Raw genomic sequence first — 23,005 nt, 5'->3', positions numbered from 1 at the left:
GCATTAAAGGCCTGATGTCGCCAGCCTTTCGGCAGGGTTGAGAAAGATTGATCCAGACGGTGTTACCTCCTATTACTCATAGTCAAAAATTCTGATCGGTGTAGTATCCACACTTCTTGTTACATACCTTCTGAGTTCAGAGGCACAACGCATGTCATGGCAACACTTCAAACAGGCCTGGTTAATCAAATTTTGGGCCCCCGCCCCTGCGGTCATCGCAGCGGGTATTCTCTCTACCTACTATTTCGGCATTACGGGAACCTTCTGGGCCGTTACCGGCGAATTCACTCGCTGGGGTGGTCAAATCCTGCAACTGTTTGGCGTTCACGCCGAAGAATGGGGATACTACAAGCTGATCCATCTCGAAGGCTCACCCCTGACCCGCATTGACGGCATGATGATCCTCGGTATGTTCGGGGGCTGTTTTGCTGCCGCATTGTGGGCAAACAACGTCAAATTACGCATGCCGCGCAGTCGGGTGCGCATTATGCAGGCGATTGTCGGCGGGATGATTGCCGGATTCGGCGCCCGGCTGGCAATGGGCTGTAACCTGGCCGCATTCTTCACCGGTATTCCACAGTTCTCGCTACACGCCTGGTTTTTCGCCCTGGCAACGGCTATTGGCTCATGGTTTGGCGCACGCTTTACCCTGCTGCCGATGTTTCGTATTCCGGTTAAAATGCAGAAAGTCTCCGCCGCTTCTCCGTTAACGCAAAAGCCAGATCAGGCCCGTCGCCGTTTCCGCCTCGGCATGCTGGTGTTTATCGCCATGATCGGCTGGGCGCTACTCACTGCGATGGATAAGCCCAAACTTGGTTTGGCCATGCTGTTCGGCGTTGGGTTCGGGCTGCTGATTGAACGGGCGCAAATCTGCTTCACCTCCGCCTTCCGCGACCTGTGGATTTCCGGTCGCACCCATATGGCGAAAGCGATCATCTTCGGGATGGCGGTCAGCGCCATCGGTATCTTTAGCTACGTACAACTGGGCGTCGAGCCTAAAATCATGTGGGCAGGTCCGAATGCGGTGATCGGCGGCTTGCTGTTCGGCTTCGGCATTGTTCTGGCGGGCGGGTGTGAAACAGGCTGGATGTACCGCGCCGTTGAAGGCCAGGTGCATTACTGGTGGGTGGGTCTGGGCAACGTTATTGGCTCGACCATTCTGGCCTACTACTGGGATGATTTTGCTCCCGCGCTTGCCACCAGTTGGGACAAAGTGAATCTGCTCAACACCTTCGGCCCGCTCGGTGGCCTGCTGGTAACCTATCTGCTGTTATTTACCGCGCTGATGCTCATCATCGGCTGGGAAAAACGCTTCTTCCGTCGCGCTGGGCTGACGCCTGCCAAGGAGTCTGTATGAAAAATATCGTGCCTGATTATCGCCTCGATATGGTCGGCGAGCCGTGTCCGTATCCGGCTGTCGCCACACTGGAAGCGATGCCGCAATTGAAGAAAGGTGAGATTCTGGAAGTGGTGAGCGATTGCCCGCAGTCAATCAACAATATTCCACTGGATGCGCGTAATCACGGCTATACGGTGCTGGATATTCAGCAGGATGGTCCAACGATTCGTTATTTAATTCAGAAGTAATGCGATTCTCCCGTTGCCCGACGCAGCGGGAGAATGTTCGGCTTGCTACACCTGCATCGACATCACTTCCTGATACGCCGACACCAGTTTGTTGCGCACCTGGATCCCCATCTGCATCGATACCGACGCTTTTTGCATATCGGTCATCACATCGTTCAGCGCAATACCCGGTTCACCGAGGGTAAATTTCTCAGCCTGCACACGGGACGCGGTTTGTACATCGCTGATCCTGTCTAACGCCGCATGCAGTTGACCGGCAAAGCTCACGGTCGGTTGTGGCTGCATATCCTGCATTTTTGCTGACATCGCCGTGGTCTGTAGCTGGCTGATGGCCCCTTCAATCCCCTGTATTGCCGACATTCTGATCCCCTGGATAATTTTTTACGTAGTTGAGATTACCAGTTAGTCAATAAGATAAAGGCGTTAAATAACGATAAAAAACCACGGTTTTTAACGCATAGAAAAATTCGAAACCGCAAATAATGAGACCGTCAATTTTTCGAGTTTGCTGACCCGGGAGTGAGTCTTGTTCCACTTTGCAAAAAACGCCGTCCACGATAAGCCACGAGGTGCGAGATGAGTGCGACAGCATCGACTGCAACCCAGCTTAAACCTCTCGAGTGGTTAAACCGCCTGCGCGCGAATCCCAGAATTCCTCTGATTGTGGCGGGAGCCGCTGCCGTCGCGATCATCGTGGCGATGGTCCTGTGGGCCAAAGCACCTGACTACCGCACGCTGTTCAGCAATCTTTCCGATCAGGATGGTGGCGCGATCGTCACCCAACTGACGCAGATGAACGTTCCCTACCGTTTTACTGAGGGAAGCGGCGCCATTGAAGTTCCTGCCGATAAAGTCCACGAACTGCGTTTACGCCTGGCGCAGCAAGGTCTGCCCAAAGGCGGCGCGGTGGGTTTTGAACTGCTGGATCAGGAAAAGTTTGGTATCAGCCAGTTTAGCGAGCAGGTCAACTACCAGCGCGCGCTGGAAGGTGAATTAGCCCGTACGATTGAAACGTTGGGACCGGTAAAACGCGCCCGCGTGCATCTGGCTATGCCGAAACCGTCGCTGTTTGTGCGTGAGCAAAAAGCGCCTTCAGCCTCCGTCACCGTCAACCTGGAACCGGGTCGCGCGCTGGATGAAGGTCAGATCAGTGCGGTCACGCATCTGGTTTCCAGCGCTGTTGCAGGCTTGCCGCCGGGCAACGTTACGCTGGTCGACCAGGCGGGTCATCTGTTAACCCAGTCAAATACCAGTAGCCGCGATCTTAACGATGCGCAGCTGAAATACGCCAGCGACGTCGAAGGCCGCGTTCAGCGTCGTATCGAATCGATTCTGTCGCCGATTGTCGGCAATGGTAACGTACATGCGCAGGTCACCGCGCAGCTGGATTTTGCCAACAAAGAGCAAACCGAAGAACAGTATCGTCCAAACGGTGATGAGTCCCAGGCCGTGCTGCGTTCTCGTCAGTTGAACGTCAGTGAGCAGGTCGGTAGCGGAGCACCAGGCGGCGTACCGGGCGCGTTGTCAAATCAGCCCGCTCCGGCAAATACTGCGCCAATCGCCAACCCACCCGCTAATCAGCAAAACGCGCAAAATACGCAAAACGCACAGACGGCGAATAACAGTAATAATGCCGGCCCGCGCAATACTCAGCGCAATGAAACCAGCAACTATGAAGTTGACCGCACCATTCGTCATACCAAAATGAACGTTGGCGATGTGCAGCGTCTTTCGGTGGCTGTTGTGGTCAACTACAAAACGTTACCAGACGGCAAACCGTTGCCGTTAACCGCCGAGCAGATGAAACAGATTGAGGATCTGACCCGCGAAGCGATGGGATTCTCCGACAAGCGTGGCGATACCCTGAACGTGGTGAACTCTCCCTTCACGGCGACCGACGATTCCATGGGCGAGCTACCGTTCTGGAAACAGCCGTTCTTTATTGATCAGTTAATGTCCGCAGGTCGTTGGTTGCTGGTTCTGTTGGTGGCGTGGATCCTGTGGCGGAAAGCCGTTCGTCCGCAGTTGGTCCGTCGCAGTGAAGAAGCGAAAGCCGTACAAGAACAAACGCGTGTCCGTCAGGAAACCGAAGAAGCGGTAGAAGTTCGCCTCAGCAAAGACGAACAAACCCAGCAGCGTCGTACTAATCAGCGTCTGGGAGCAGAAGTCATGAGTCAGCGTATTCGTGAAATGTCAGATAACGATCCGCGCGTCGTGGCGCTGGTCATTCGCCAGTGGATGAGTAACGATCATGAGTAATCTTACCGGTACCGATAAAAGCGTCATCCTGCTGATGACCATTGGCGAAGATCGCGCGGCGGAGGTGTTTAAGCACCTTTCCACGCGCGAAGTTCAGGCGCTCAGTACGGCGATGGCCAACGTTCGCCAGATTTCCAACAAGCAGTTGACGGAAGTGCTGGCCGAATTTGAACAAGAAGCCGAACAGTTTGCCGCGCTGAATATCAACGCCAACGAATATCTGCGCTCCGTGCTGGTGAAAGCGCTGGGCGAAGAACGTGCCTCCAGTCTGCTGGAAGATATTCTGGAAACCCGCGATACCACCAGCGGCATTGAAACGCTTAACTTTATGGAGCCGCAAAGCGCCGCCGACCTTATCCGCGACGAGCATCCGCAGATTATCGCCACCATTCTGGTGCACCTCAAGCGGGGCCAGGCTGCCGATATACTGGCACTGTTCGACGAGCGTTTACGTCACGACGTGATGCTGCGTATCGCCACCTTTGGCGGCGTACAGCCTGCCGCGCTGGCAGAACTGACCGAGGTACTCAACGGCCTGCTCGATGGCCAGAACCTCAAGCGCAGCAAAATGGGCGGCGTGAGAACGGCGGCAGAAATTATCAACCTGATGAAAACCCAGCAGGAAGAAGCGGTTATTACCGCCGTACGCGAATTCGACGGCGAGCTGGCGCAGAAAATTATCGACGAGATGTTCCTGTTCGAGAACCTGGTGGATGTCGACGATCGCAGTATCCAGCGCCTGCTGCAGGAAGTGGATTCCGAATCGTTGCTGATTGCCCTGAAAGGTGCCGAACAGCCGCTGCGCGAGAAGTTCCTGCGCAACATGTCGCAACGTGCTGCCGATATTCTGCGCGACGACCTCGCCAACCGCGGCCCGGTGCGTTTGTCGCAGGTGGAAAACGAACAGAAAGCCATTCTGCTTATTGTGCGTCGTCTGGCGGAAACCGGCGAGATGGTGATAGGCAGCGGCGAGGATACCTATGTCTAACGAACTGCCGTGGAAAGTCTGGACCCCGGACGACCTCGCCCCACCGATGGCGGAGTTCGTACTGGCTGAGCACAGCGAAAACCCGCTGTCAGAAGAAGCAGCAGAACCAGAGCTTTCCGCAGAGCAACAGCTTGAACAGCAGCTCGCACAGCTGCAACTGCAGGCCCATGAGCAAGGTTATAACGCGGGTCTGGCGGAAGGTCGACAAAAAGGCCACGAACAAGGTTATCAGGAAGGACTGAGTCAGGGGCTGGAGCAAGGCCAGAACCAGGCGCGCGCTCAGCATGCGCCGATCCATGCCCGCATGCAGCAACTGGTGAGCGAGTTTCAGAATACGCTGGACGCGCTGGACAGCGTCATTGCCTCGCGTCTGATGCAAATGGCGCTGGAAGCTGCGCGTCAGGTTATAGGTCAGACGCCTATTGTGGATAACGCTGCGCTGATTAAACAAATCCAACAGCTGTTACAGCAAGAACCGCTGTTTAGCGGTAAACCGCAGCTACGCGTACATCCGGACGATCTCCAGCGTGTAGAAGAAATGCTCGGTGCGACCCTCAGCCTGCACGGCTGGCGGCTGCGCGGCGATCCGACGCTGCATCACGGCGGCTGTAAAGTCTCAGCCGATGAAGGCGATCTGGATGCCAGCGTCGCCACGCGCTGGCAAGAACTCTGCCGTCTGGCAGCGCCGGGAGTCGTGTAATGACCACTCGCCTGACTCGCTGGCTCAACACGCTGGACAGCTTCGAAGAGAAAATGTCGCTGCTGCCTGCGGTGCGCCGTTACGGTCGCCTGACCCGCGCCACTGGGCTGGTGCTGGAGGCCACGGGATTACAGTTGCCGCTGGGCGCCACCTGCGTTATTGAACGCCAGGACGGCAACGAAACCCAGGAGGTCGAAAGTGAAGTCGTGGGGTTTAACGGTCAGCGTCTGTTTCTGATGCCCCTCGAAGAGGTTGAAGGCGTTCTGCCCGGCGCGCGCGTTTACGCGAAGAACATTGCCGGAGAAGGCCTGCAAAGCGGGAAGCAATTACCGCTTGGTCCTGCATTGCTGGGTCGTGTGCTTGACGGTAGCGGCAAACCGCTCGACGGTCTGCCCGCCCCGGATACCACCGAAACCGGGGCGCTGATTACGCCGCCGTTTAACCCGCTACAACGCACCGCGATTGAACACGTCCTGGATACCGGCGTACGTCCCATCAACGCGTTGTTAACCGTCGGTCGCGGTCAGCGTATGGGACTTTTCGCAGGTTCCGGTGTCGGTAAAAGCGTTCTGCTCGGCATGATGGCGCGCTATACCCAGGCCGATGTTATCGTCGTAGGTCTGATTGGCGAACGTGGTCGTGAAGTTAAAGATTTTATTGAAAATATTCTCGGTACCGACGGTCGTGCGCGCTCGGTGGTGATTGCTGCTCCCGCAGATGTTTCGCCGCTGTTACGTATGCAAGGCGCGGCCTATGCCACGCGTATCGCCGAAGATTTTCGCGATCGTGGACAGCACGTATTGCTGATTATGGATTCCCTCACCCGCTACGCGATGGCGCAACGTGAGATCGCCCTGGCGATCGGAGAGCCGCCGGCAACGAAAGGTTATCCCCCCTCAGTATTCGCCAAATTACCGGCGCTGGTCGAACGTGCCGGGAACGGTATTCACGGCGGCGGTTCCGTTACCGCGTTTTACACGGTACTGACCGAAGGTGACGACCAGCAGGACCCCATTGCGGATTCCGCGCGCGCGATTCTGGACGGCCACATTGTGCTGTCCCGTCATCTGGCCGAAGCGGGTCACTATCCGGCCATCGATATTGAAGCTTCGATCAGCCGCGCCATGACCGCGCTCATTAGTGAACAACACTATGCGCGGGTACGTAACTTTAAACAGCTGCTATCCAGCTTCCAGCGCAACCGCGATCTGGTCAGCGTGGGGGCGTATGCCAAAGGCAGCGATCCCATGCTGGATAAAGCCATCGCCCTATGGCCACAACTGGAAGCATTCTTACAGCAAGGCATTTTTGAACGAGCGGACTGGGAAGATTCTCTGCACGCGTTAGAACTGATTTTCCCTGGTGTGTGAGTAAGCAGGAGAGCATAGGTCATGGCACAACATGGTGCATTAGCCACACTGAAAGACCTGGCTGAAAAAGAGGTAGATGACGCCGCTGTCTTATTGGGAGAGATGCGTCGTGGCTGTCAGCAGGCGGAAGAGCAGTTGAAAATGCTGATCGATTATCAGCATGAGTACCGCAACAATCTGAACAGTGACATGGGTCAGGGTATTACCAGTAATCGCTGGATCAATTACCAACAATTTATTCAGACGCTGGAAAAAGCGATTGAGCAACACCGCCAACAGCTCAATCAGTGGACGCAGAAAGTAGACCAGGCATTGAACAGTTGGCGCGACAAAAAACAACGTTTACAGGCGTGGCAGACTCTGCAGGACAGACAAACCTCGGCGGCGTTACTGGCCGAAAACCGCCTGGATCAGAAAAAAATGGATGAATTTGCTCAGCGTGCAGCTATGAGGAAACCCGAATGATTACTTTACCCCAACTGATTACCACCGACACCGACGTAGCCGCAGGTCTTCAGTCAGGCAAAGCGGTTGATTCACCCGAGGATTTTTTAGCGCTGCTGGCGGGTGCATTAGGTGCGGACAACGCGCAGGGTAAAGACGCCCCGCTGTCGTTTGCCGACTTACAGGCGGCCGGTAGCAAACTGCAAAAAGGGTTATTGCAAAAAAATGGCGATTCAGCACCGTCGCTCAAGTTGACCGAACTACTGGCGCAAAAAGAGATGCACACTGATGCTTCTCTTGTCGACATGACAGACGCTCAGCAACTGTTGTCTGCCCTCACGCCCTCACTGAAAGTTAATGCCCTGACGACTCTGGGCAAAGTCGCTCAGCAGGATGAAAAAAACACCGCACTGAGCGATGAGGATCTCGCCAACCTGAGCGCATTGTTCGCCATGCTGCCAGGACAACCGCAGACCACGCCGGCCGTCGACAGCGCGCCAGCCCCCGTTGATGCGACGCTTTCGGCGTTGTCACGAGGCTCGGTACACAGCGCTATCGCCGATAATGCTGGCGAATTGCTGCCAGGTGATGCCAAAAAAGGCAAAGCAGATATTGCAACGCCTGCCAGCAGCGTAGATCAGACAAACAATCCGACATTAACCCCGTTGACGGCAGCGGCGACGACCAGAGCGGAAATTGAAAGCGCCCCTTCGCCGACCAGCATTGGCATGGCGACGGCGCCGTTAAGTAGCCCGCAGCCCCACGCTCAGCCGTTACCGACCGCCGCACCAGTGCTAAGCGCGCCATTGGGTAGCCAGGAATGGCAGCAATCACTGAGCCAGCACGTCACTCTGTTTACTCGCCAGGGCCAGCAAAGCGCGGAACTGCGTCTGCATCCACAGGATCTGGGCCAAGTGCACATTTCCCTCAAGCTGGATGACAACCTCGCGCAGTTGCAAATGGTATCGCCACACAGTCACGTGCGCGCTGCGCTGGAAGCTGCATTACCGATGCTGCGTACGCAGTTGGCTGAAAGCGGTATCCAGCTTGGACAAAGCAGTATCAGTAGTGAAAGCTTTGCCGGTAATCAGCAGTCTTCCGGGCAGCAACAGCAGGCGGGTCGCGCTCAGGGACAAGACATTTTTGCCGCTGAAGATGACGCCGTACTGGCAGCGCCAGCCTCACTGCAAGCCGCAGCACGCGGTGATGGAGCAGTAGACATCTTCGCCTAACGCCAGAGGTAGCATGATTATCCGCGTCTTTTCCACGCTTTGTCGTGGACAGGACACGGGATAATCAGCCCATAAGCTGTACCGAAACAGGAAGCCCGTATCTGATGACTGACTCCGCGATTAACAAAAAAAGTAAACGCGCTATTTGGATCCCTCTGCTGGTATTGATTACCCTCGCCGCCTGCGCAACTGCGGGTTATAGCTACTGGCGCATGCAGCAGCAACCGTCCGCCAGCGTCAAAGCGGAACCGGCTCCACCGCCAGCCCCGGTATTCTTTGCGCTGGATACCTTTACCGTCAATCTGGGTGATGCGGACCGTGTACTGTATATCGGTATCACGCTGCGCATGAAAGACGAGGCAACGCGTTCACGTCTTAACGAATATCTGCCGGAAGTGCGCAGCCGCTTGCTGCTGCTGTTCTCTCGTCAGAACGCGGCTACGCTTGCCACCGAAGAAGGTAAGCAACAGCTCATTGCCGCCATCAAAGAGACGCTTGCGACTCCGCTCGTTGTTGGGCAACCCAAACAGGTTGTCACCGACGTTCTTTATACAGCTTTTATTCTGCGGTAAAGACATGGGCGACAGTATTCTTTCTCAGGCTGAAATCGACGCATTGCTTAATGGCGATAGCGAAACTAAAGACGAACCCATTTCCGGTATCGCAAAAGAAAGCGATATTCGTCCTTACGATCCCAACACCCAGCGCCGCGTGGTACGTGAGCGTTTACAGGCGCTGGAGATCATTAACGAACGCTTCGCGCGCCAGTTCCGTATGGGGTTATTTAACCTGTTGCGCCGTAGCCCGGATATTACCGTGGGTGCGATCCGTATCCAGCCATACCACGAGTTTGCGCGCAACTTACCGGTTCCGACCAACCTGAACTTAATCCACCTGAAGCCGCTGCGCGGTACGGGTCTGGTGGTGTTCTCACCGAGTCTGGTATTTATCGCCGTCGATAACCTGTTTGGCGGTGATGGCCGCTTCCCGACGAAAGTGGAAGGCCGCGAATTTACCCATACCGAACAGCGCGTTATCAACCGCATGCTGAAGCTGGCGCTGGAAAGCTACAGCGACGCGTGGAAGGCCATCAATCCGCTGGAAGTGGAATACGTTCGTTCCGAGATGCAGGTGAAATTTACCAATATCACCACGTCTCCTAACGACATCGTGGTCAATACCCCATTCCACGTTGAAATTGGCAACCTGACCGGTGAATTTAACATCTGTCTGCCATTCAGCATGATTGAACCGTTGCGTGAGCTGCTGGTGAACCCGCCGCTGGAAAACTCGCGTAATGAAGATCAGAACTGGCGCAATAATCTGGTGCGTCAGGTTCAGCATTCTGAGCTGGAGTTGGTGGCAAACTTTGCTGACATTCCGCTGCGGCTATCCCAGATTTTAAAACTGAAACCCGGCGATGTACTGCCGATTGAAAAACCCGACCGCATTATTGCTCATGTGGACGGCGTGCCTGTACTGACCAGCCAGTATGGCACGGTGAACGGTCAGTATGCGTTACGCGTAGAACATCTGATAAACCCGATTTTGAATTCGCTGAATGAGGAACAGCCCAAATGAGTGATATGAATAATCCGTCCGATGAGAACACTGGTGCATTGGACGATCTGTGGGCTGACGCGTTAAACGAGCAAAAAACCACGCCCACCAAAAGTGCGGCCGATGCGGTATTCCAGCAGTTAGGTGGCGGCGACGTCAGCGGTGCCTTGCAGGACATCGACCTGATCATGGACATTCCGGTCAAACTGACCGTCGAATTGGGCCGAACCCGCATGACCATCAAAGAGCTGCTGCGTCTGACGCAGGGTTCGGTCGTCGCATTGGATGGTCTGGCGGGCGAGCCGCTGGATATCCTGATCAACGGTTACCTGATTGCCCAGGGTGAAGTGGTGGTTGTCGCAGACAAATACGGCGTACGTATCACCGACATTATTACCCCATCTGAACGCATGCGCCGTCTGAGCCGTTAATCATGAATACCCAGGCTACAGTTTCTCAGCCAGCCGCCGTACCCGGCTCACCGCTGGTTCAGGTAAGCGGCGCGCTGCTTGGGATCATCGTATTGATCCTGGCTGCAGCCTGGGTGATTAAGCGTATGGGGTTTGCCCCAAAAAGCGCCGGTACGCGCGGACTGAAAGTTGCGGCAAGTACCTCACTGGGTCCACGTGAGCGCGTGGTGATTGTTGAGGTTGAAGATGCGCGCCTGGTACTGGGCGTCACGGCCTCGCAAATTAACGTGCTGCACACCCTGCCCCCGGTGCCTGCTGATGCAGAAGAAAAACCGGCCTCCCCCGCGGATTTCCAGGCCATGATGAAGAGTTTGCTTAAGCGTCCCGGGAGATCCTGATGCGCCGTTTGTTATCCATCACGCTGGCAGGCTTATGGCTTTTCAGCCCAGTAGCCCTCGCCCAGCTCCCGGGTCTGGTTAGCCAGCCGCTGCCTGGCGGCGGACAAAGCTGGTCTTTGCCCGTGCAAACGCTGGTGTTTATCACCTCGCTGACGTTCCTGCCCGCCATTTTATTGATGATGACCAGCTTCACCCGCATCATCATCGTTTTCGGTCTGTTACGAAATGCGCTGGGAACCCCTTCGGCCCCCCCGAACCAGGTGCTACTGGGCCTGGCGCTATTTTTGACCTTTTTCATCATGTCGCCGGTAATCGACAAAATCTACGTCGACGCATATCAGCCGTTCAGCGAAGAGAAAATCTCTATGCAGGAAGCCATGGAGAAAGGCGCACAGCCGCTGCGTGAGTTTATGTTGCGCCAGACCCGTGAAGCCGATCTGGCACTCTTCGCGCGCTTAGCAAACAGCGGTCCCCTACAGGGACCAGAAGCCGTACCGATGCGGATTTTGCTTCCAGCCTATGTCACCAGCGAGCTGAAGACGGCATTCCAGATAGGCTTTACCATTTTTATTCCGTTTCTGATTATCGACCTGGTCATCGCCAGCGTGCTGATGGCGCTCGGGATGATGATGGTCCCCCCGGCCACGATCGCGCTACCGTTCAAGCTGATGCTGTTTGTGTTGGTAGACGGTTGGCAGTTGCTTGTCGGCTCGCTAGCTCAAAGCTTTTACAGTTAGAGGCGCGAAATGACACCTGAATCGGTCATGATGATGGGCACAGAGGCGATGAAAGTCGCCCTGGCCCTTGCCGCGCCTTTGCTGTTGGTCGCCCTCGTCACAGGTCTTATCATCAGTATTTTGCAGGCGGCGACCCAGATAAACGAAATGACGCTGTCCTTCATTCCCAAAATTGTTGCGGTTTTTATTGCCATCATTGTTGCCGGCCCGTGGATGCTTAACCTGCTGCTCGACTACGTGCGTACGCTGTTCAGCAATATCCCCTACATCATCGGGTAGATGACATTATGCTGCAGGTGACCAGCGTTGAGTGGCTCCACTGGCTGAATCTTTACTTCTGGCCTTTGCTGCGCATCCTGGCGCTCATCTCAACGGCTCCAATTCTCAGCGAGCGCGCGATCCCCAAACGAGTAAAACTGGGGCTGGGGTTAATGATAACCGTCGTTATCGCTCCGTCGATTCCCCCGGTAGACGTCCCTATCTTTTCTATCGGGGCGCTATGGCAGGCAATGCAACAAATCCTGATCGGCATCGCTCTGGGCTTCACTATGCAGTTTGCCTTCGCGGCAGTACGTACCGCCGGGGAATTAATTGGTCTGCAAATGGGTCTCTCCTTCGCAACCTTCTTTGATCCCGGCAGCCGTCTGAATATGCCGGTACTGGCGAGACTGATCGACATGCTCGCCATGCTGTTATTCCTGACTTTTAACGGCCATTTGTGGCTTATTTCGCTGTTGGTGGATACATTTCATACCTTGCCAATCGGCGGCAATCCGGTGAACAGCAATGCGTTTCTCGCGCTGGCGCGGGCGGGTAGCCTGATTTTCCTCAACGGGCTAATGTTGGCCCTGCCGATAATGACGCTGCTACTCACCCTAAACCTCGCACTCGGTCTGTTGAATCGCATGGCTCCTCAACTGTCGATTTTCGTTATCGGTTTTCCACTCACCCTCGCCGTGGGTATTTCATTAATGGCGGCCCTGATGCCATTAATTGCGCCATTCTGCGAGCGATTATTCAGCGAAATTTTTAATTTGTTGGCTGATATTGTCAGCGAAATGCCCGGAAAATAATAACCCTTAATTTTTATCCTGTTTTACTAAGGATTGTCCTAAATTTAAAAAGCGACAACATCCACCAGGATATCTCTGTCGCGGTTTATTTATTATTGACTCACTCACATAACGCAACATTTACTTTACTTTAAGATGTTTCCTGGCAAATTATACGCAACTTTACGGGATAGTAATTTCGCCTGAAAAACAGCGAAAGCGTCATCTTGGGTCGTTATTATTCCGTTTAGTTGTGATGAAAATAATCAGGTAAGGGGAATTATCGTTACGCATTGAGTGAGGGTATGCCATGTCAACGATTATTATGGATTTGTGCAGTTACACCCGGCTAGGGTTGACCGGATATCTGGTAAGTCGGGGGGTGAAGAAAAGGGAAATCAACAACATTTCCAACGTTGAGGAGCTCAGTCTCGCCTGTGTCTCTCAACAGCCCGCTGTGGTGTTTATTAATGAGGACTGCTTTATCCACGATCCTGCTAATAGCCAGCAAATAAAGCAAATCATTAATCAGCATCCTGGCACATTATTTATTGTGTTTATGGCAATTGCCAACGTGCATTTTGATGAGTATCTATTAGTCAGAAAAAATTTATTGATTAGTTCTAAGTCGATTAAACCAGATTCACTGGATGAACTCCTTGGCGATATTCTGAAAAAAGAAGTAGATTTTGTCATTGATGTGAATCTGCCGACATTATCATTGAGCCGTACCGAGTCCAGCATGCTACGCATGTGGATGGAGGGTCAGGGCACAATACAGATATCCGACCAAATGAATATCAAAGCCAAGACCGTGTCATCCCATAAGGGGAATATAAAACGAAAGATAAAGACGCATAATAAGCAAGTTATCTATCACGTTGTGAGACTCACCGATAACGTTACCAATGGTATCTTTGTGAATACGCGCTAACACGTTCTGACTGGTGGCGAATCCACCAGTCAGGATTATGCAGCAAAACTCACCTTATTCTACTTTTTCCACGAAGATACCATCCTGATGACCTGACTCATTAAAGAACCAGATACCGAGCGGGTAGTCTTCCAGCGAAACCAGGTACATGGTGCCTTCACTAAACTCTTCGATAGCCAGTACCACGCCCGGTCGACGAGGACCGCCGTCCGTTTTGACTGTGACCCGATCATTCACCTTCATAGTTTTCCTCCTGTGGCTTTGTGCCAGTGTAGAACAATTTCCTTTTTCTGGCAGCGCCCGGCTCGCGCGATTGCGGGTTTTATCGACGGTCTATACTTAAGTTGTGCGTATCTGATGTTTGGATGCGCTCCCCCGGTATCCTTAACGGTTGAGAGGTATGAGGATGAAAACCGCGAAAGAGTACAGCGATACGGCCAAACGTGAAGTCAGCGTCGATGTGGACGCGCTACTGAAGGCAATCAACGAAATCTGCGAGAGTGAAATTCATCGCAGTCAGGATGACCCTGAACGCGTCAGCGTCGACGGACGTGATTACCACACGTGGCATGAACTGGCCGACGCGTTCGAGCTTGATATCCATGATTTTAGCGTGTCGGAGATCAATCGCTGACTGAGGGCGAAAAATAAATATCCTCCGGCATAGCCGGAGGTTTTTCGGATGCGCCTATAAGGCTCTGTTACCAGCCGCGCCCTAACAGGCGCATACGATCTGACATTTGCATCAGACTTCGTTACTTACGGCCCGTAAACGGGCTACCCGGATAAGCGATCGATAACTGCTCACCCATTTTATCTTCTGCAAGCTGGTGCTTTATGTATTCCTGTATCTTCACCGTGTTCTTACCCACCGTATCTACGTAGTATCCCCGGCACCAGAACTCTCTATTCCTGTACTTGAATTTCATATCCCCAAACTGTTCATACAGCATCAGACTGCTTTTCCCTTTCAGATACCCCATAAAGCCGGATACGCTCATTTTGGGTGGGATTTCCACAAGCATATGGATATGATCCGCACAGCATTCCGCTTCCAGGATCCGCACGTTTTTCCACTCACACAGCTTTCTTAAAATGCTGCCTATCGCCCTGCGTTTCTCCCCGTAGAATGCTTGTCTTCGGTATTTGGGCGCAAAAACTATGTGATATTTACAGTTCCATCGGGTGTGCGCTAAGCTCTTTTCGTCCCCCATTGGGACCCCCTTTTGATTTCTTGTTAAACATTTGCAGTTGCCAGACCGCAATGTGTTTTAACAAATCAAAAGGGGTTTTAATAACTGGCCCAAAGCGGAAAGCTTTCCGGAACCCCCAGCCTAGCTGGGGGTTTTCTGTGCACAAAAAATCCCGGCCCTTATCGGGTCGGGATCAAGCTTGCTTATGCAAGAAGCACTTGAAAATTCGTTACACCAGGAAATCTGATGTGAAACAAACCTTATCTGCAATTTTTTTGCCTGACAAGTAAATAATTCTCACTAAAATGATAAATATAACTAATGATTGAAAGATCACCCGGTTACGCGCACCCCAGGTGTTCAGGCATCCTGGCAGAGCTTTCTTCGCTCGCCCGGCACCAGTTCATCTTCACGGAATGCTTCCCGTTTGACGCCAAAGCCGTCGTACCAGCGACACTCCACCATTCCGCTGGCATACCCGGTAACGATCATGCGTGGGCCACCCTCTTTGGATGTGACTTCCTCACTGACAGAAAAGACCATACCTGCCTCCTGTATCAAGAGAAACCTTTACACCTTAGACGACAAAGAAGGGTTTTGCGTAATCAACCCTGCGACAATTAATGCGAAACTCCGCGCACTCTGGCGACGCCTTTCACCAGCAGCACCACTATTGCGCCAATGATAAAACCGAGCACCAGATTCAGCAGGGTCGGAAGCATCAGCGCAATCAATGCACTTTGCTGTTGGGCAAAATGTTCAATCGCATGATGCAGCGGTGTTATTCCGTGCACCACAATTCCGCCGCCAACCAAAAACATCGCCAGCGTGCCGACCACGGAAAGTGTTTTCATAAGCCAGGGGGCAACAACCAGCAATCCTTTACCCAGCGACTGGGCCAGCGTACTGCGCTTTTCTGCCAACCAGTATCCGATATCATCGAGCTTAACGATAATCCCGACCAGGCCGTAGACCCCCACTGTCACCACTAATGCGATGCCAGATAACACCAACACCTGATTCAACAATGGCGCATCCGCTACGATCCCCAGCGTAATCGCGACAATCTCAGCAGATAAAATAAAGTCGGTACGTATCGCTCCTTTGATTTTATCTTTCTCAAAGGTGAGTGGATCCTGCGCTGCCAAAGATGTCAGACGCTGCTGACGCTCTTCCGGGGTTTCTTTGTGCTTACGCGCTTCCAGGGTATGGAGAACTTTTTCTACACCTTCAAAACAGAGGAACGCCCCGCCTACCATTAATAAGGGGGTGATCGCCCAGGGAATGAAGGCGCTTATCAATAGCGCCAACGGCACAAGGATAACTTTGTTAACAAACGATCCTTTCGCTACGCTCCAGACCACCGGGAGTTCGCGGTTCGCCCGCACACCCGACACCTGCTGCGCGTTAAGCGACAGATCATCTCCCAGCACACCCGCGGTTTTTTTCGCGGCCAGTTTTCCCATGACAGAGATATCATCCAGCAAAGTGGCGATATCATCGAGTAAGGTCAATAAGCTACTTCCTGCCAAAATTTTTACCCTCAATATTATTTTTTTGCAGTCATAAGTATGAAGTAAAACACGCAATGCTGAAACTGACCTTTCTGGTCAACAAATTTTTAACATCGGCACGTAATTATAAATCTCGCCAGCAAGATAGTTTTGACGTTTACTATGTTGCACCTTTTTATTTCCACCGTGAGGGATTATGCGTTTCAGGCAATTGCTACCGCTTTTCAGTGCGCTTTTCGCGCTGTACATCATTTGGGGTTCCACGTACTTCGTTATTCGCATTGGCGTTGAAAGCTGGCCGCCGTTGATGATGGCTGGCGTTCGTTTTCTCTCTGCGGGGATTTTATTAACAGCATTCTTACTTATCCGCGGACATAAGCTGCCGCCTCTGCGCGTGCTCCTGAACGCCGCGTTAATTGGTATCCTGCTGCTGGCTGTCGGTAACGGACTGGTCACCGTCGCAGAACATCAAAATGTGCCTTCCGGTATTGCCGCCGTGGTGGTCGCCACCGTCCCGCTGTTTACGCTGTGTTTTAGCCACTTTTTTGGCATCAAAACGCGCAAACTTGAATGGATGGGGATCGCAATTGGACTCGCGGGGATCATCATGCTGAACAGCGGTGGTAATTTGAGTGGTAATCCATGGGGAGCAATTTTAATCCTGATAGGTTCGATAAGCTGGGCGTTTGGCTCAGTGTACGGCTCGCGCATAACGTTACCCGTTGGCATGATGGCCGGAGCCATTGAAATGTTAGCCGCCGGTATTGTGCTGATGTGCGCCTCGCTGATTTCCGGGGAAAAGTTGACCACTATGCCGACGTTTTCAGGCTTTATGGCGGTCGCCTATCTGGCCGTGTTTGGTTCTATTATTGCCATCAACGCGTATATGTACTTGATCCGCAACGTCAGCCCGGCATTAGCCACTAGCTATGCCTACGTTAATCCGGTTGTCGCCGTACTGTTAGGTACCGGCCTGGGAGGAGAAAGTCTGGCACCCATCGAATGGCTGGCGCTTGGCGTGATTGTATTTGCGGTGGTACTGGTCACACTCGGTAAATACTTATTTCCCATTAAAGCGGACGCCGTTGCGACCCCGTCGGAAAAGACGTTACAGTAAATGGATACCGAGGGGGTCGATCTGCGCACTGTCGCCACCGCCGCAGATCCACTCGATGACGCGTTCGGACAACGCGTCCTCCCCCAGCTTTTCGCGCCCACGCAGGGCGCACTCCCAGACAATCAGTACGCGCCAGCCCAAAGCCTGCAATTTTTCACAATCCCGCGCGTCACGCTGGACATTCTTGCCTATTTTTTCCAGCCAGAACGCTGTTCGTGTGGCGGGGACTTTGAATAGATAGCAGTTGTGATGATGCCAGAAACAGCCGTGGGTAAAAATCACACAACGATAATCATCCACCACGAAATCGGGACGACCGGGTAACGTCGCATCCTGCACGCGAAACGTTACCCCCTGCTCTGTCAGTACGCTGGCAAGGCGTTTTTCAATTGCGGTATCGCGGGTTGCTATCGCCCGCATATTTTTACTGCGCGTCGCTTTATCGTGAACGTCTGCCATGCAGTTTCTCTTTCTCGCGAATAGCAACCGCCTGTTTGATTTTTGGCTCCAGCAGTCTGGCAACCGCCGCAAATGCCGGGACGACCACCGAATTACCAAACTGACGATAAGCCTGTGTGTCCGACACCGGGATCCTGAACTGATAGCCCTGAGGTGATTCAAATCCCATCAGGCGCGCGCACTCTCTGGGCGTCAGCCTGCGCGGACGGTATCGCTGATTGTGCGGATCATCAAAATCCTTTTCACCCAGCGCCATATCCCAACCGCGGTCGATCAAGATCTCCGCCCCATCTTTATAGTAACGCGCCGATAATGTGCGCGTTACACAATCGGGATTGCCGGGATACACCATGCCATAGCCAAATCCATTGCCCCGTGCCTGATGCTTTTTCGCATAACGATACAGATATTTCCACAGCACCGGCGTGAGCACATATTTTGCGTCGACGGTCGGCTCAAGTAGGTCCGCCAGCGTCGTACGCCGCTGAGGATAGCGGGAGACAATATCGCGCAACGTGAAGTCTGATTTCAGATTCAGATCGCGGCGAAAGCCGACGAGCACAATACGTTCGCGATGCTGGGGCAAAAAATGTTGCCCATCGATAATTTTCGGATCGTCCGGCCCGTTATCGTGTGCATCAGCCACGTCATAACCCAGCTCATCCAGCGTTTGCATAATGATGCGGAACGTTTTCCCCTGATCGTGACTCTTCAGGTTTTTGACGTTTTCGAGCACAAATATTGCCGGCCGACGCGCATCAATGATGCGCACCACGTCAAAAAAAAGTGTGCCTTGCGTATCGCAGGCGAAGCCATGAGCCCGCCCTAACGCGTTTTTCTTTGATACACCGGCCAGAGAGAATGGCTGACAAGGAAATCCCGCCAGCAGCACGTCATGTTGCGGAACATGCTGGCGAATATGTTCCGCCGCCTGCAGGTCACTCACACCATCATGATGACTGAGGGTGATATCGCGAATATCTTCATTAAAATGGTGCTGGTGAGGATCGCAGTAGTGATTCGCTTTGTAGGTGCGCACCGCATGCTTGTTCCACTCACTGGTAAACACGCACTGCCCGCCAATCGCCTCAAAGCCGCGACGAATGCCGCCAATACCGGCAAAAAGATCGATAAAGCGAAAAGCATAATGTGGATGATGCGCAGGCGGCCTCGGCAGCAAGTCGTTCAGATGAGCCAACTCACCGTCGCTGAGGCGATGCCACGTTTCATTGGCAACCACACGTTTGAAGATGGCCGGACTCCAGCGGTTCTCGCCAACACCATTCAGATGAGCAACCAGCGTTTTCACGTCATATATTTCAAGCAACTTAGCCAAAATCACCTGTGCGGCGGCCTCGTTATCATCTGTCATCGGGTTCATGGAACCTGCTACTGAAAAATTATCCTGCATACATTTAACCGGCCGAAATGGATAGCTGACAGGTTAACATAATTTAGCGCGGTTGACGTTGCGGCTGTACTGGCGACTAACGCAGCTTAAAGGGTTGAATCGCGTCAAGATCCAGCATTTCATATTCTCCTTTTAACTCCGCACTCAGCTTCGCCATGTACGTCAGTAAGAAGTCAGCATTATGTTGCGCCAAATGCCGACCGTGTTCAGTTTGCATCGTCAGCGGCAGCGTCAACAATTTGGTCTGGAAGTGATCGAGTGCGTACTGTTTATCATCAAGGCTACGCTGTCGGGCAAACGGATCTTCCGCATCAAACAGCGCCATGCCTAACGCGCCGGACACGGCAAATACCCGTGCTAAACCAATTGCGCCCAACGCCTCAAGCCGGTCAGCATCCTGCACGATTTTGGCTTCAAGGGTCTCTGGTACGATTTTGGCGCTGAAACTGTGCGCCTCAATAGCATGGCACACGGCAGGTAATCGTTGTTGTGGGAAATCAGGGAAATCACGCTTCAAAACGCGACGCGTTTCCTGGGCTGCCAGTACCGACGAACGATGACGATCGGGATGGTTCTTCGGCAAACTGACGAGATCGTGGAAGTAGCACGCCGTCAGCACCACCAGCCAGTCTACGGTCACATCCATGCTCAACTTTTGTGATGTCATCCAGACGCGACGAAAATGAAAGATGTCATGGGCAGCGTCGTGCCCGGAATGATTGTCACGTAACCAGGCTTCAAATTTCGACTGCCAGTACTGTAGTTCCATACTCTCGCTCTTCGCAGAAAGAAAACAACCTTAGCAACAATTCTCATGTCAGACTACCGTCGACGCTTTTTTATCATCACCACATATCATTCCTTTAATAACCATCACCCTCACGAATATATAAATCCATTATTCAAAACAAGCAGTTCAATTATAATCTCGCATGCAAAATAAATAACAAATATCAATAATATACATTCAACAAGATAGAATAAAAGAAATCATAACTATATGATAAAAATACATTTATATGAATTATATTAATTCAAACGCCATGCAATTTTAATTATATAAAAGCAACAATGAAACATATTGAAATATCTTAAATACATTTGTTACATGTTATATTTAAAATTAAATGAACTTCATAGATAGTATTCAAATGTAGTCTTTCAGATAGCGCTACATATTCATTTTAATTATTATATAAAGGGAATACATAATGAAAAGAAAAGTACTGGCACTGCTTCTCCCTGCCTTATTAGCTGCAAGCGCAGCAAATGCGGCTGAAATTTATAATAAGAACGGCAATAAAATTGATTTTTACGGCAAGATGGTAGGCGAACGCATCTGGTCGAATACGGATAGCAGTAACAGTGAAAATGCTGACACCTCTTACGCCCGTTTTGGGGTGAAAGGTGAAACCCAGATCAGCAACGAGTTGACAGGTTTTGGTCAGTTTGAACACAACCTCGACGCCAGCAATGCGGAAGGAGTTCAGGAGCAAAAAACTCGTCTGGCCTTCGCGGGTCTGAAATATGCGGATTACGGCTCATTTGATTATGGTCGTAACTATGGCGTAGCCTACGATGCGGCAGCCTACACCGATATGCTGGTTGAATGGGGTGGCGATTCCTGGTCTGCGACGGATAATTTCATGACCGGTCGTACCAACGGCGTGGCGACCTACCGCAACACAGATTTCTTCGGCATGGTTGAGGGTCTTGATTTCGCGCTACAGTACCAGGGTAAGAATCACGATGACGCTGTCACTGAAGCAAATGGCGACGGCTACAGCATGTCGGTGGACTACAACGTAGATGGCTTTGGTTTCGTTGCGGTATATGGTAAATCCGACCGTACGGACAAACAATCCATCGATGGCTATGGCAGCAACGCTGAAGTCTGGTCCCTGGCAGCAAAATATGACGCCAACAGCGTTTATGCGGCAGCGATGTATGGCGAAACGCGTAATATGACCAGAATCGGAACCGGAACCGATCCGGTTTTTGCAAACAAAACGCAAAACATTGAAGCAGTCGTTCAATATCAGTTCGACTTTGGTCTGCGTCCATCCCTGGGTTACGTTTATTCGCAGGGTAAAGACCTGGCCGGCGGTGTTAACGCTGACCGCGTGAATTACGTCGAGCTCGGCACCTGGTACTACTTCAATAAAAATATGAACGTCTACACAGCGTATAAATTTAACCTGCTGGATAAAGAAGACGGCGCAATTACTGGCAACGCAGTTGACGATCAGTTTGCCATGGGTATTGTGTACCAGTTCTAATCTCCACAAACTCAAAAGCCCGCGCTGCGGGCTTTTTTGTTCAACGAAGCGTATTTTTAATCACACAGGCATTATGTAAACATCCCGCATAATCGTGCCATTCACATTTAGAGATCATCCGGCATAATCACTCTGCCAACATAGGAGATCGCTATGCGTAAAGCCCGTTTTACTGAGCATCAGATCATCGCAGTGATTAAGTCGGTTGAAGCCGGACGAACTGTTAAAGATGTCTGCCGGGAGGCTGGTATCTCTGAAGCCACCTACTACAACAGGAAGTCCAGATACGGCGGCATGGAGGCTTCTGATATTAAAAAGATCAAGGATCTTGAGGACGAGAACCGACGTCTCAAACAGATGTTTGCCGACCTGAGCCTTGAGAGCCGGGCGCTGAAAGACGTTATCGAAAAAAAGCTTTAAAACCAGCCTTTAAACGTGAGCTGGTCACTCATCTGATAACGACATTTGGACTCAGTATCCGTCAGGCCTGCCGGAGTCTGAACCTGAGCAGAACGGTTTACCTTTACCGTCCGGATACCACGCGTGACGAACCCGTTATTGTCGCGTTGCAGGCAGTGGCAGAGCGATACCCACGATACGGTTTTCCGAAACTTTTTCAGGTTCTGAGGCGGCAGGGACACCCGTGGAATCACAAAAGGATCCACCGTATTTACTGTCTGCTGAAGCTGAACTTTCGTCGTAAGGGCAAACAGCGGTTGCCGGTGCGTAATCCCTCGCCACTGGCCACGCCGGAAGCGCTGAATCAGAGCTGGTCTGTCGATTTTATGCATGATGCCCTGGTCTGTGGCCGTCGTTTTCGCACGTTCAATGTTGTTGATGACTTTAACCGTGAGGCATTGTCGATTGAAATCGATCTGAATCTGCCAGCTCTGCGGATGGTCCGTGTACTCGACAGGATCGCCGCAAATCGCGGCTATCCTGTCATGCTACGCATTGATAATGATCCGGAATTTATCTCACTGGCTCTGGCTGAATGGGCAGAGAAATATGCAGTAAAACTGGAATTTATCCAGCCGGGTAAGCCGACACAGAACGCTTTTATTGAGCGCTTTAACCGGACATACCGTACAGAAATACTCGATTTTTATCTGTTCAGAATGCTGAATGAAGTGCGGGAAATCACGGAGAAATGGTGTCAGAATATAACTGTGAACGTCCGCATGAATCACTGAACAATATGACACCGGAGGAATACCGACAGCACCATTATTTACCGAGATCTCAAAAAACGCATGGAACTAAAACGGGTCTATTTACAAATTCATCAGCATGATAATATGAACCGCCTTCATCTTCCCACTCATTTAACGAATGTAACCATTCATCTTGTGTCACGATTT

Annotated in this window: 27 protein-coding genes and 1 pseudogene; 20 read left to right on the top strand and 8 right to left on the bottom strand. The window is 52.2% G+C overall.

Annotated elements, in window-relative coordinates; translation table 11 throughout:
• Nucleotides 1–151 precede the first annotated feature (151 nt).
• Both yedE and yedF read left to right on the top strand, forming a co-directional pair.
• Complete coding sequence (gene yedE / locus HV334_RS10140) at nt 152–1,357, top strand: selenium metabolism membrane protein YedE/FdhT (RefSeq protein ID WP_047416083.1); 1,206 nt, start codon at nt 152–154, stop codon at nt 1,355–1,357.
• Nucleotides 1,354–1,587, top strand: coding sequence for a sulfurtransferase-like selenium metabolism protein YedF (yedF, locus tag HV334_RS10135; RefSeq protein WP_000790504.1), 234 nt, complete (start codon nt 1,354–1,356; stop codon nt 1,585–1,587). Before yedE ends, yedF begins: the two co-directional genes overlap by 4 nt.
• 45 nt (nt 1,588–1,632) lie before the next feature.
• Here yedF and fliE read toward each other — a convergent pair whose 3' ends face one another.
• A complete protein-coding gene (gene fliE, locus HV334_RS10130; RefSeq protein ID WP_181221617.1) occupies nt 1,633–1,947 on the bottom strand; it encodes a flagellar hook-basal body complex protein FliE in 315 nt (104 codons plus the stop codon).
• Between the two features lie 216 nt (nt 1,948–2,163).
• Here fliE and fliF point away from each other — a divergent pair, with 216 nt between their 5' ends.
• The 14 genes from fliF to rcsA all read left to right on the top strand — a co-directional run bounded on the left by fliF (nt 2,164) and on the right by rcsA (nt 13,671).
• Nucleotides 2,164–3,846: a flagellar basal-body MS-ring/collar protein FliF gene (gene fliF, locus HV334_RS10125; protein ID WP_047357996.1), complete on the top strand. Its 1,683-nt coding sequence runs from the start codon at nt 2,164–2,166 to the stop codon at nt 3,844–3,846.
• The gene (gene fliG, locus HV334_RS10120; protein ID WP_016153488.1) at nt 3,839–4,834 is read left to right on the top strand and encodes a flagellar motor switch protein FliG; all 996 of its coding nucleotides are present in this window, start codon (nt 3,839–3,841) and stop codon (nt 4,832–4,834) included. Before fliF ends, fliG begins: the two co-directional genes overlap by 8 nt.
• Nucleotides 4,827–5,534: a flagellar assembly protein FliH gene (gene fliH, locus HV334_RS10115; RefSeq protein WP_181221616.1), complete on the top strand. Its 708-nt coding sequence runs from the start codon at nt 4,827–4,829 to the stop codon at nt 5,532–5,534. Before fliG ends, fliH begins: the two co-directional genes overlap by 8 nt.
• Nucleotides 5,534–6,904, top strand: coding sequence for a flagellar protein export ATPase FliI (fliI, locus tag HV334_RS10110; protein WP_016153490.1), 1,371 nt, complete (start codon nt 5,534–5,536; stop codon nt 6,902–6,904). Before fliH ends, fliI begins: the two co-directional genes overlap by 1 nt.
• Before the next feature lie 21 nt (nt 6,905–6,925).
• Complete coding sequence (fliJ, locus tag HV334_RS10105) at nt 6,926–7,369, top strand: flagellar export protein FliJ (protein WP_016153491.1); 444 nt, start codon at nt 6,926–6,928, stop codon at nt 7,367–7,369.
• On the top strand, nt 7,366–8,580 hold the full coding sequence (gene fliK, locus HV334_RS10100) for a flagellar hook length control protein FliK (RefSeq protein WP_181221614.1): 1,215 nt from the start codon (nt 7,366–7,368) through the stop codon (nt 8,578–8,580). Before fliJ ends, fliK begins: the two co-directional genes overlap by 4 nt.
• Before the next feature lie 104 nt (nt 8,581–8,684).
• Nucleotides 8,685–9,152: a flagellar basal body-associated protein FliL gene (gene fliL / locus HV334_RS10095; RefSeq protein ID WP_016153493.1), complete on the top strand. Its 468-nt coding sequence runs from the start codon at nt 8,685–8,687 to the stop codon at nt 9,150–9,152.
• A 4-nt stretch (nt 9,153–9,156) separates the two neighbouring features.
• Nucleotides 9,157–10,161 (top strand): flagellar motor switch protein FliM, encoded by a 1,005-nt coding sequence (gene fliM / locus HV334_RS10090; protein WP_003030434.1) that lies wholly within the window; start codon nt 9,157–9,159, stop codon nt 10,159–10,161.
• Nucleotides 10,158–10,571 (top strand): flagellar motor switch protein FliN, encoded by a 414-nt coding sequence (gene fliN / locus HV334_RS10085; protein WP_003030433.1) that lies wholly within the window; start codon nt 10,158–10,160, stop codon nt 10,569–10,571. The genes fliM and fliN overlap by 4 nt, the downstream gene beginning before the upstream one ends.
• Nucleotides 10,571–10,948, top strand: coding sequence for a flagellar biosynthetic protein FliO (gene fliO, locus HV334_RS10080; RefSeq protein ID WP_103766440.1), 378 nt, complete (start codon nt 10,571–10,573; stop codon nt 10,946–10,948). The genes fliN and fliO overlap by 1 nt, the downstream gene beginning before the upstream one ends.
• The gene (gene fliP, locus HV334_RS10075; protein ID WP_006684053.1) at nt 10,948–11,685 is read left to right on the top strand and encodes a flagellar type III secretion system pore protein FliP; all 738 of its coding nucleotides are present in this window, start codon (nt 10,948–10,950) and stop codon (nt 11,683–11,685) included. The genes fliO and fliP overlap by 1 nt, the downstream gene beginning before the upstream one ends.
• A 9-nt stretch (nt 11,686–11,694) precedes the next feature.
• On the top strand, nt 11,695–11,964 hold the full coding sequence (gene fliQ, locus HV334_RS10070; RefSeq protein WP_003030425.1) for a flagellar biosynthesis protein FliQ: 270 nt from the start codon (nt 11,695–11,697) through the stop codon (nt 11,962–11,964).
• 8 nt (nt 11,965–11,972) lie between these two features.
• Complete coding sequence (gene fliR / locus HV334_RS10065) at nt 11,973–12,758, top strand: flagellar biosynthetic protein FliR (protein ID WP_019077076.1); 786 nt, start codon at nt 11,973–11,975, stop codon at nt 12,756–12,758.
• Nucleotides 12,759–13,047: 289 nt separating this feature from the next.
• Nucleotides 13,048–13,671, top strand: a complete 624-nt coding sequence (gene rcsA, locus HV334_RS10060) for a transcriptional regulator RcsA (protein WP_016153497.1) — start codon at nt 13,048–13,050, stop codon at nt 13,669–13,671.
• Nucleotides 13,672–13,725: 54 nt separating this feature from the next.
• On the opposite strand, the gene dsrB is transcribed toward rcsA, so the two are convergent.
• Nucleotides 13,726–13,914 (bottom strand): protein DsrB, encoded by a 189-nt coding sequence (gene dsrB / locus HV334_RS10055; protein WP_003030419.1) that lies wholly within the window; start codon nt 13,912–13,914, stop codon nt 13,726–13,728.
• 163 nt (nt 13,915–14,077) lie between these two features.
• Between dsrB and yodD the strand changes: the two genes are divergently transcribed.
• On the top strand, nt 14,078–14,305 hold the full coding sequence (yodD, locus tag HV334_RS10050) for a YodD family peroxide/acid resistance protein (RefSeq protein WP_003030417.1): 228 nt from the start codon (nt 14,078–14,080) through the stop codon (nt 14,303–14,305).
• Between the two features lie 121 nt (nt 14,306–14,426).
• Here the strand turns inward: yodD and tnpA are convergent, their stop codons facing one another.
• The 3 genes from tnpA to HV334_RS10035 all read right to left on the bottom strand — a co-directional run bounded on the left by tnpA (nt 14,427) and on the right by HV334_RS10035 (nt 16,396).
• The gene (gene tnpA / locus HV334_RS10045; RefSeq protein WP_131381019.1) at nt 14,427–14,885 is read right to left on the bottom strand and encodes an IS200/IS605 family transposase; all 459 of its coding nucleotides are present in this window, start codon (nt 14,883–14,885) and stop codon (nt 14,427–14,429) included.
• A gap of 339 nt (nt 14,886–15,224) precedes the next feature.
• Entirely contained in the window at nt 15,225–15,407 is a 183-nt protein-coding gene (locus HV334_RS10040) for a DUF2158 domain-containing protein (protein ID WP_016153498.1), read from the bottom strand.
• Nucleotides 15,408–15,484: 77 nt separating this feature from the next.
• Nucleotides 15,485–16,396, bottom strand: a complete 912-nt coding sequence (locus HV334_RS10035; RefSeq protein WP_016156847.1) for a DUF808 domain-containing protein — start codon at nt 16,394–16,396, stop codon at nt 15,485–15,487.
• A 178-nt stretch (nt 16,397–16,574) separates the two neighbouring features.
• Here HV334_RS10035 and yedA point away from each other — a divergent pair, with 178 nt between their 5' ends.
• Nucleotides 16,575–17,495 (top strand): drug/metabolite exporter YedA, encoded by a 921-nt coding sequence (gene yedA, locus HV334_RS10030; RefSeq protein ID WP_016156848.1) that lies wholly within the window; start codon nt 16,575–16,577, stop codon nt 17,493–17,495.
• Here yedA and HV334_RS10025 read toward each other — a convergent pair.
• The 3 genes from HV334_RS10025 to HV334_RS10015 form a co-directional block, all read right to left on the bottom strand.
• Complete coding sequence (locus HV334_RS10025; RefSeq protein WP_181221612.1) at nt 17,487–17,954, bottom strand: very short patch repair endonuclease; 468 nt, start codon at nt 17,952–17,954, stop codon at nt 17,487–17,489. The genes yedA and HV334_RS10025 overlap by 9 nt on opposite strands.
• Entirely contained in the window at nt 17,935–19,365 is a 1,431-nt protein-coding gene (locus tag HV334_RS10020; RefSeq protein ID WP_181221610.1) for a DNA cytosine methyltransferase, read from the bottom strand. Before HV334_RS10020 ends, HV334_RS10025 begins: the two co-directional genes overlap by 20 nt.
• A 76-nt stretch (nt 19,366–19,441) precedes the next feature.
• Nucleotides 19,442–20,134 (bottom strand): phosphohydrolase, encoded by a 693-nt coding sequence (locus HV334_RS10015; protein WP_181221608.1) that lies wholly within the window; start codon nt 20,132–20,134, stop codon nt 19,442–19,444.
• Between the two features lie 442 nt (nt 20,135–20,576).
• Between HV334_RS10015 and HV334_RS10010 the strand changes: the two genes are divergently transcribed.
• Nucleotides 20,577–21,644, top strand: a complete 1,068-nt coding sequence (locus HV334_RS10010; protein ID WP_181221606.1) for a porin — start codon at nt 20,577–20,579, stop codon at nt 21,642–21,644.
• A gap of 153 nt (nt 21,645–21,797) precedes the next feature.
• Nucleotides 21,798–22,907, top strand: a pseudogene (locus tag HV334_RS10005) (IS3 family transposase).
• Nucleotides 22,908–23,005: the final 98 nt, after the last annotated feature.

The sequence above is a fragment of the Citrobacter sp. RHBSTW-00944 genome (genome assembly GCF_013615435.1).
GTDB lineage: Bacteria > Pseudomonadota > Gammaproteobacteria > Enterobacterales > Enterobacteriaceae > Citrobacter > Citrobacter braakii.
The sequence above is the reverse complement of the archived record's forward strand: the minus strand, read 5'-3'. Positions and strand labels throughout refer to the sequence as shown.